The following is an 8,822-nucleotide window of genomic DNA, read 5'->3' as shown; positions in this document are numbered from 1 at the left end:
GACCGCGACGACGACGGGCCTGCGCATCACCAGCTGCGCGATCCGCCGCCAGCGCCTGACGGCAGGGTCGCCCTGGCCCTCGGTGCCTTCGCCCTTCTCGCGAACCCGCGCCCGCCCCTAGTGCCGCGAGGCAGTGGTGCGCCGCAGTCCCGCCGCCGCACCGAGGGCGCCCAGCAGACAGAGCACTCCGGTCACGGTCACGGCCGTGTGCACACCGTTCATGAACGCCTGACTGCTGCCCTCCACGACCGCCGACCTCAACTGCGCGGGCATGTCGGGCGAGACCGGGGCCGCGCCCATCGACACCGCGTCCTGAGCCTTGTGGAGCCCGGTCGCCACGGGCTCCGGGACGCCCGCGCCGGTCAGTTCGCCGGTCAGCGTCGAGCCGACCCGGCTGCTGATGAGCGAGATGAGGACAGAGGTGCCGAGCGCGCCGCCGATCTGCAGGGCGGTGGCCTGCAAGCCACCGGCCACGCCCGCGTCCTGGACGGGGGCCTGACCGACGATGGCGTCGGACGAGGCGGAGAGGACCATGCCGACGCCCAGGCCGAGCGCGACGAACGGCGGCCACATGGTGGCGTACGACGAGCCGGTGTCCCAGGTGAGCATGGAGAAGGCGGCGGCGGCCTGGAACAGCATGCCGAGCGGCATCGTCAGGCGCGGCCCGAAGCGGGCGGTGAGCGCCGCGCCCAGCGGGGAGGCCACCAGAGAGGCGAGGCTGAGCGGCAGGGTGCGCACACCGGCCTCGACCGGCGAGAAGCCGCGCACGTTCTGCAGGTACAGCATCACGAAGAAGATCACGCCGAGCATGACGAAGAAGTTCAGGGCGGTGATGACCGTGCCGGTGGTCAGCGCCCGGCTGCGGAAGAGCCGCATCGGCAGCAGCGGATGCGCCACGCGGGTCTCGTACCAGCCGAAGACGCCGAGGAGCAGCACACCCGCACCGGCGCACCCGAGCGTGCCGGCGGAGGCCCAGCCCCAGGTCTCTCCCTTGACGACGCCGAAGACCACGCACAGCAGTGCGACGGCCAGCAGGACGACCCCGAGGACGTCGAAGCGCTGGGAGCCCGTGGAGTTCTTGCTCTGCGGCAGTACGGCGGCGCTGACCAGCAGGGCGATCACGCCTATGGGGGCGTTGATGTAGAAGACGGACTCCCAGGAGACGTTCTCCAGGAGGAGTCCGCCGACGATCGGTCCCAGCGCGGTCGACACCGCGGAGACCATGGCCCAGATGCCCACGGCCATGCCGAACTTCCGCGGCGGGAAGGCGGTGCGCAACAGGCCAAGGGTGTTGGGCATCAGCAGGCCGCCGAAGAATCCCTGCACGGCCCGGAAGGCGATGACGCCCTCGACCGAGCCCGAGAGGCCGATGGCGACCGAGGCGAGCGTGAACCCGATGACGCCGACGATGTAGAACGTGCGGCGCCCGAAGCGGTCACCGAGCTTGCCGCCCAGGATGAGCGAGGCGGCCAGGGCGAGCAGATAGGCGTTGGTGACCCACTGGAGGTCCGCGGTGGACGCCCGCAGGGCACGGCCGATCTCGGGGTTGGCGATGGCGACGACGGAGGCGTCGAGCTGGACCATGAAGAGCCCGAAGGCCACGGCGATGAGCGTCAGCCAGGGGTTGGCGCGCCTGCCCTTGGGGGTCCCCGCTTCCGGCGGGGAGTGAGCGGGCAGGGGAGAGTGATCCACGGTGGTGGACGGCATGAACGTGCCTTGTCTGTGGTGAGAGTTACGAGGGGAAGAGACGAGGGGGAGCGCCCGGGCAGCGCCGTCGGGCCGGCTCCAGGGCGACGTCGAGCACGGCCGGGCGCGCGGAGAGTCGTGCGCGGGTCGGTGAAGGACCGTGCGTGGGTCGGGTGAAGGGCCTTGCGCGGGTCGGTCGAAAACCAAGAACGCCCCGTGTCGGGGGTGTGGGTCTACTCCGCCGGAGGCGCGACGTGCAGCTGCCGCGTCAGCGAGGCGAGCGCGCCGACGGCCGAGCCCAGGGCGTCGCGCTCGCCCTGGGTGAGGAACTGCAGGGCGCGGGAGAGATGTTCACCCTCCAGGCGCCGGACCTCGGCCAGCTCGCGCTGGGCGCGGGAGGTCAGATGCAGATGCGCGATCCGCTTGTCGTCCGCGTCCTGCCGCCGTTCCAGCAGGCCGAGCTCGGTGAGCTGGGAAACCAGGGCGCTGACGTTGTTCGGCCGCATCAGCAGCGCTTCGGCGGCCTCGCGGACGGTGGTGCCTTCTTCCTGGGCCACCAGACGCAGCAGCGCCAGCTGTGCCTCCGAGGGCTTGGGCTGCGCGAAGTCGCGGCCCACGTGCCGGTCGAGGGCTCGGTTCAGCGCGGGCAGGCTCGCCGCGAGCGCTGAGGCCACACGGTCGAGGTCCTGGGCGGACGCGCTGGAATCGGGCATGACGCCGAGGGTACCTCTTGACGCATAGGTATGTCCAAAGACCTTACTGTCACTCCTGGTCCTCCAGGCGTCGCTTGTCCTGCTCGTCCCACTTGCGCGTGTCACGCGGCTCGACGTACGGCTCCTCCTGCTCGGGGTGGCCACCGGTGATGGCCCGCTGGCGGGAGGTCTCGGCGTCGAGTTCCAGGCCGAGGAGGATCGCCAGATTCGTGATCCACAGCCACACGAGGAAGACGATGACGCCGGCGAACGTTCCGTAGGTCTTGTTGTACGAGGCGAAGTTCGCCACGTAGAGCGCGAATCCGGCGGACGCGATCATCCAGATCAGCAGCGCGAGGAAGCTGCCCGGCGTGACCCAGCGAAAGCCCTTCACCCGCGCGTTCGGCGTCGCCCAGTAGAGGATCGAGATCATGATCGTGACCAGGACCACAAGGACCGGCCACTTGGCGATGGACCACACGGTCAGGGCGGTGTCCCCGATGCCCAGCGCCGTGCCGGCCTGACGGGCCAGCGGTCCGCTGAAGACCACGATGAGCGCGCTGACCACCGCCAGGATCATCAGCACCACCGTGACACCCAGGCGGACCGGCAACACCTTCCACACCGGCCGGCCCTCGGGGACGTCGTAGACGGCGTTGGCGGTACGGATGAACGCCGCGACGTAGCCGGAGGCGGACCAGACCGCGAGGACCAGACCGACGATCGCCATCACCGAGCCGATCCCGGCGTTCCCCTGCAGCTGCTGCACCGCGTTCGTGATCACATCACGGGCGGAACCGGGCGTGAACTTGGTGATGTTGTCCAGCAGCTTGTCCGTGGCCGACTTGTCGACGATCCCCAGCAGCGAGACCAGTACCAGCAGAGCAGGGAAGAGCGCCAGGATTCCGTAGTAGGTCAGCGCCGCTGCGCGGTCGGTGAGCTCGTCCTTCTTGAACTCCCGCATTGTCCGGCGCAGCACCGCCCACCACGACTTCTTTCCGAGTTTCGTCGGAGCGTCCGGGGACCTGCGCTCCACCTCTGGATCGGGGCCGTACCCCGTATCCGACTCCCTGCTCTCACGACGTGCCATGTATTCACCTGTACCGTCGGCCGGCGTTTCTCACAAGCGGACCAGGCACGTTCCCCAAGTGCGGGAACCGGCTGTCCGTTCGTACGTAATAAGTGCCGAGCAAGGTATTTTCCGCGCAGGGCGGGAACAGTCGTTATATGGAAACTATGGAGCTTGCTGCCTCATCCACCGCCCACCTGTTGATGTGGCTCGCCGGTCTCGTCGTGGTGGGCGTGCTGCTCGCCGCCTTCTACTGGGGGCGACGCGTTCAAGCACGCGAGACGCGGAAGCCGCGCCCCGAGGAACAGCCGAAACGGCCGTACGACGGCCCGGTCCGGGAGGAGCGTGAGTACCGCGAGCCGGACGAGATGCCGCACGACGGGCGTCGGCTCACCCCGCACGAGCTCAAGGAGGGATATGGCACCTCCAGCACCCACCGCAGCCCTTCGCAGGACCCGGCCGACCACAGGAAAGGCGACGGCGGCAGCTTCGGCAGCGGCGGCCTCGGAAGCTGATTCCTGTATTCACGCGGTTATTCCGACCGTCCGTATTCAGCGGTACGCAGGTGGCCTCTCTGCGGGAATGCGCCGCCCCGAGCGCCGGAAGACGTAGACGAAGACGAAGACGAAGAAGACCCGTACGGCGGCGGTAGACCACCCACCACTCCCGGGAACGCATAGGGCTGCACCCAGCACCCCTCAGCGAACCGACTATGGAGTGACATGACCACGGCCAGAGAGATCATGACCGGCGGCGCGGAATGCATCGGCGCCGAAGAAAGCGTCCTGCTCGCCGCCCAGAAGATGACCGAACTCGGCGTCGGCGCACTGCCGATCTGCGGCACCGACAACCGCCTCAAGGGCATGCTCACCGACCGCGACATCGTCGTGAAGGTCCTCGGCCAGGGCAAGGACCCGGCCGACACCAACGCCGGTGAGCTGGCACAGGGCGAGGCCGTCACCATCGGGGCGGACGACGACGCCGACGAGATCATGCGCACCATGACGTCCCACAAGGTCCGCAGGCTGCCGGTGATCGACGGCCACGATCTCGTCGGCGTCGTCGCCCAGGCCGATGTGGCCCGCAGCCTTCCCGACCCGCAGGTGGGGGACCTCCTGGCGGCCCTCTCCTCCGACTGACCACCGGCCCTCCCTCAGGGCTGACCACCGGACCGTCCGCGTCCCCCCCCGATGCCCGCTGTGACCCGCCCTCGGCGCGGTCCGGCGGGCATCGCGCGTGAAGGACTCATGGTGCTGAGGTGACGAGGACGGCTCGTCACGGCGCGTCCGGGCGATTCACCCGTATGCCCTACACCACCGGGCCGTCCGCCTTCAGGTGGCAGAGGCTGATCGAGAACACGACGGCGGCCCTTGGGCGCCACCGGCGACCGGCGGTCCTCACCGCGCACCCGCTACGCCGCCCCGCGTACGGAGGAGATTTGGATGACCACAGCTCTGTCGAAAAGCTGGGAGCACGCCGTCGTGACCGGCGGCGGTGGCTTCGTCGGCTCGCATCTGTGCACCGCGCTGCTGGCCACGGGCGCAGCCGTGACCTGTGTGGACGACTTCAGCACAGGGCGGCCGGAGAACCTGACGCCGCTCCTGGACCGCCCCGGCTTCCGGCTGATACAGGCGAACGTGGCCGAAGGGCTCACCGTCGAGCGCCCGCCCGATCTCGTCCTCCACTTCGCCTCCCCGGCGTCGCCGGCCGACTACCTGCGACTGCCCCTGCACACGCTGGACACCGGCAGCCTCGGCACCCGCAACGCCCTGGAGTTGGCGCACCGGTCCGACGCCCGCTTCGTACTCGCCTCGACGTCGGAGGTCTACGGAGACCCGCAGCAGAACCCCCAGGAAGAGCGGTACTGGGGCCACGTCAACCCCGTCGGACCGCGCAGCGTGTACGACGAGGCGAAGCGCTTCGGTGAGGCGCTGACCACCGCCCACGCCGACGCCGAGGGCACCGACACCGGCATCGTGCGGCTGTTCAACACCTACGGCCCCCGGATGCGCGGCCACGACGGACGGGCGGTGCCGACCTTCGTCCGGCAGGCGCTCGACGGAGAGCCGCTGACCGTCACCGGTGACGGGAACCAGACCCGCTCGCTGTGCTACGTGGACGACACCGTGCGCGGCATCCTCGCGGCAGCGGCCGACGGAATGCGCGGCCCGGTCAACATCGGCAACCCCACCGAGATCACCATGCTCGAACTGGCGCGGCTCATCATCGAGCTCACCGGCTCCCGCTCGGAGGTCCGCTTCATCGACCGGCCGACGGACGACCCGGCCGTCCGCTGCCCGGACATCACGCTGGCCCGCGACAAGCTCGGATGGGAACCAGAAGTCTCCGCCGAGGAAGGCCTGCGGCGCACCATCGACTGGTTCCGGGCCAGAGCGGACGGCTGATCGGTGGCGGCGCTTCCACGGCGCCGCCCGCCACGGGAAGCCTGCCGGCCCAGACCCCGCTTGGACACGTTCCCCCGTATCGCGGTCACGCCCATGCCCAGGACCGACCGTCCGGACATGTGCGAAGGACCGCGGAAGGAATCTCCGATCCCATGCGCATCCTCGGAATCAACGCCCTCTTCCACGACCCCGCCGCCGCCCTGGTGGTCGACGGCCGGACAGTCGCCGCCGCCGAGGAGGAGCGATTCTCCCGGCGCAAACACGGGAAACGCCCCCTGCCGTTCTCGGCCTGGGAACTGCCCGAGCAGGCCGCCGCCTGGTGTCTGCGCAGAGCCGGACTCCGGCCCGAGGACCTCGACGCGGTCGCCTACTCCTACGACCCCGAACTCGCCAGGCCCGCCGAGTCCATGGGGCTCGACGACCCCTGGGACCACCTGCGGCAGACGTACGCCCGCGAGGCCCCGAACTTCCTCAAAGCCGCGCTGCCGGGCCTCGATCCCGGCATCGTCCGCTTCGTACCGCACCACATGGCCCACGCCGCCTCCAGCGCCTTCGCCGCGCCGGACGCGGAGGACTCCTCGGTCCTGGTCCTCGACGGCCGCGGCGAGCGCGCCTCGCACCTCGCCGCGCGAAGGGTCCGCGACAAGCTCGAACCGCTGTACGCCCAGGACCTGCCGCACTCACTCGGCCTCGTCTACGAGGAACTCACGGAACACCTCGGATTCCTGCGCTCCTCCGACGAGTTCAAGGTGATGGCCCTCGCCTCCCACGGCACCCCGCGCATGCTCCCCGAGCTGCGTCGGCACGTGTATCCGACCGGCGACGGAGGCTTCCGTGCCTCCGCCGTGCCGTGGCACGAGCTGTGTCCGCCGCGCGGAGCGGACGAGCCCTGGACGCAGGCACACGCGGACGTGGCCGCCAGCGCGCAGGCCGTCCTGGAGGAGACCCTGCTCGACCTGGCGCGCTGGCTGCACGGCAAGACGCACCACAGCGTGCTCACGCTCGCCGGTGGCGTCGCCCTGAACTGCGTCGCCAACTCCCGGATCGCCCGCGAAGGCCCCTTCTCCCAGGTGTGGGTGCAGCCCGCGGCCGGTGACGCGGGCACCGCCCTCGGCGGAGCGCTGCTGCTCACCGCGGGCGAGGGCGTCAAGACCGAGCCCATGACCGGCGCCGACCTGGGCCGCGACTGGTCGGACGCCGAACTCGGCGCCTGGCTGAAGACGGCCGCCGTGACCTTCGAGCGGCCCGCGGACATCGCGGCCACGGTCGCGCAGGCGCTGGCGGAGAACCGGATCGTCGCCTGGTTCCAGGGCCGGTCCGAGTACGGCCCCCGGGCCCTCGGCCACCGCTCGCTCATGGCCCACCCCGGCCACGCGGGCAACCTGGAACGGCTCAACGACGTCAAGGGCCGCGAACAGTTCCGGCCGGTCGCGCCCATGGTGCTCGCCGACCGTGCCCCGGAGATCTTCGACGGGCCGATGCCCAGCCCGTACATGCTCTTCGTGCACGACGTGGCGGAGCCCTGGCGGGACCGGATCCCGGCGGTCGTCCACGTCGACGGCACGGCCCGCATCCAGACCGTGGACCGGGAACGCGAACCCCTGGTCGCCCGCATGCTCGGCGAGTTCGAGAGGCTCACAGGGCTGCCGGTCGTCGTCAACACCAGCCTCAACACGGCGGGCCGCCCCATGGTGGACGACCCGCGCGACGCCCTGGAGTGCTTCGGCTCCTCGCCCGTCGACCTGCTGGCCATCGGCCCGTACGTGATCCGCCGCCAGGACCTCTTCCGGGCGGCTGAAGGCGGTGACGCCTGATGGCCCCGCACCGCAAGCAGCAGCGCAACGGTGACCCGGCAGCCGCCGAAGGCACGTACGCCGTGGTGATCCCCACCCTGGGACGCCCCAGCCTGACCGTGACCCTGCGCGCGCTCGCCGAGGCCGCCGGACCGAAACCGGACCGCCTGATCCTCGTCGACGACCGTCCGGGAACGGACGGCACGACGGAGCTGCCCGTCGAGATACCGGCCTCCCTGCGCACCGTCACCACCGTGGTGAGCGGCCGGGCCCGCGGACCGGCCGCCGCACGCAACACCGGGTGGCGAGCGGCCGGAGACGTGCCGTGGATCGTCTTCCTCGACGACGACGTCGTCCCCGGCCCCACCTGGCGAGACGATCTCGCGCTCGACCTCGCCGCGGCGGCCCCGGGCGACGCGGCGGTCACCGCCCGCATCAACGTGCCGCTCCCCACCGACCGCAGGCCCACGGACTGGGAACGCAACACCGCCGGGCTCGCCACGGCGCGGTGGATCACCGCCGACATGGCGTACCGCCGCGAAGCCCTGGAGGCCGTCGGAGGCTTCGACGAGCGGTTCCGGCGGGCCTTCAGGGAGGACGCCGACCTCGCGCTGCGGGTGCTCGCCGCCGGCTGGACGGTGGCCGGGGGCTCACGTTCCACGGCCCACCCGGTACGCCCGGCAGGACCCTGGATCTCGGTCCGCCTCCAGGCAGGCAACGCGGACGACGTGCTCATGACGCGGCTGCACGGACCCGACTGGTGGAGCCGCGCCGCCGCACCGCGCGGGCGGCTGCCCCGCCACCTCGCGGTGACGGGCGCGGGCGTCGCGACCCTGGCCTGCGCCGCACTGCGCAGACCCGGAGCCGCCACCGCCTGCGCCGCCCTCTGGCTGGCCGGCACCGCCGAGTTCGCCCTCGCCCGGATCCTCCCCGGGCCGCGGCACCGGGACGAAGTGACCGCCATGGCGCTGACCAGCGTGCTCATCCCGCCCGCCGCGGTCTGGCACTGGCTGCGGGGCCAGGCCGTGCACCGGGAGGCCGGGCCACTCGACCCGCGCCACGCGGCGCCCGGCCGCGCCCCGGGCCCGCCGCTCCGGCCGACCCGCGAGGAACGGGTGCGCCGATGAACCACCCCCCGGCACAAGCCCCGCCCCCCGCTACCGGCCGCGAAGGGCCC

General features: G+C 71.2%; 8 protein-coding genes. 5 read left to right on the top strand and 3 right to left on the bottom strand.

Going from position 1 to position 8,822, the window contains the following annotated elements:
* Nucleotides 1-117 precede the first annotated feature (117 nt).
* The 3 genes from AB0I94_RS39560 to AB0I94_RS39550 form a co-directional block, all read right to left on the bottom strand.
* A complete protein-coding gene (locus tag AB0I94_RS39560) occupies nt 118-1,707 on the bottom strand; it encodes an MFS transporter (RefSeq protein WP_363314651.1) in 1,590 nt (529 codons plus the stop codon).
* A 212-nt stretch (nt 1,708-1,919) separates the two neighbouring features.
* Entirely contained in the window at nt 1,920-2,399 is a 480-nt protein-coding gene (locus AB0I94_RS39555; RefSeq protein ID WP_363314650.1) for a MarR family transcriptional regulator, read from the bottom strand.
* Between the two features lie 49 nt (nt 2,400-2,448).
* Nucleotides 2,449-3,468, bottom strand: coding sequence for a YihY/virulence factor BrkB family protein (locus AB0I94_RS39550; protein ID WP_363314649.1), 1,020 nt, complete (start codon nt 3,466-3,468; stop codon nt 2,449-2,451).
* Nucleotides 3,469-3,605: 137 nt separating this feature from the next.
* On the opposite strand from AB0I94_RS39550, the gene AB0I94_RS39545 reads away from it, so the two are divergent.
* The 5 genes from AB0I94_RS39545 to AB0I94_RS39525 all read left to right on the top strand — a co-directional run bounded on the left by AB0I94_RS39545 (nt 3,606) and on the right by AB0I94_RS39525 (nt 8,772).
* Nucleotides 3,606-3,962: a DUF6479 family protein gene (locus AB0I94_RS39545; RefSeq protein ID WP_363314648.1), complete on the top strand. Its 357-nt coding sequence runs from the start codon at nt 3,606-3,608 to the stop codon at nt 3,960-3,962.
* A 207-nt stretch (nt 3,963-4,169) separates the two neighbouring features.
* Complete coding sequence (locus tag AB0I94_RS39540; protein ID WP_363314647.1) at nt 4,170-4,586, top strand: CBS domain-containing protein; 417 nt, start codon at nt 4,170-4,172, stop codon at nt 4,584-4,586.
* 303 nt (nt 4,587-4,889) lie between these two features.
* The gene (locus AB0I94_RS39535) at nt 4,890-5,852 is read left to right on the top strand and encodes an NAD-dependent epimerase/dehydratase family protein (protein ID WP_363314646.1); all 963 of its coding nucleotides are present in this window, start codon (nt 4,890-4,892) and stop codon (nt 5,850-5,852) included.
* Between the two features lie 152 nt (nt 5,853-6,004).
* Complete coding sequence (locus AB0I94_RS39530) at nt 6,005-7,666, top strand: carbamoyltransferase C-terminal domain-containing protein (protein ID WP_363314645.1); 1,662 nt, start codon at nt 6,005-6,007, stop codon at nt 7,664-7,666.
* Entirely contained in the window at nt 7,666-8,772 is a 1,107-nt protein-coding gene (locus tag AB0I94_RS39525; protein ID WP_363314644.1) for a glycosyltransferase, read from the top strand. The genes AB0I94_RS39530 and AB0I94_RS39525 overlap by 1 nt, the downstream gene beginning before the upstream one ends.
* Nucleotides 8,773-8,822 lie beyond the last annotated feature (50 nt).

The sequence above is a fragment of the Streptomyces sp. NPDC050147 genome (assembly GCF_040660195.1).
GTDB lineage: Bacteria > Actinomycetota > Actinomycetes > Streptomycetales > Streptomycetaceae > Streptomyces.
This window is presented reverse-complemented; position numbering and strand designations above follow the sequence as displayed.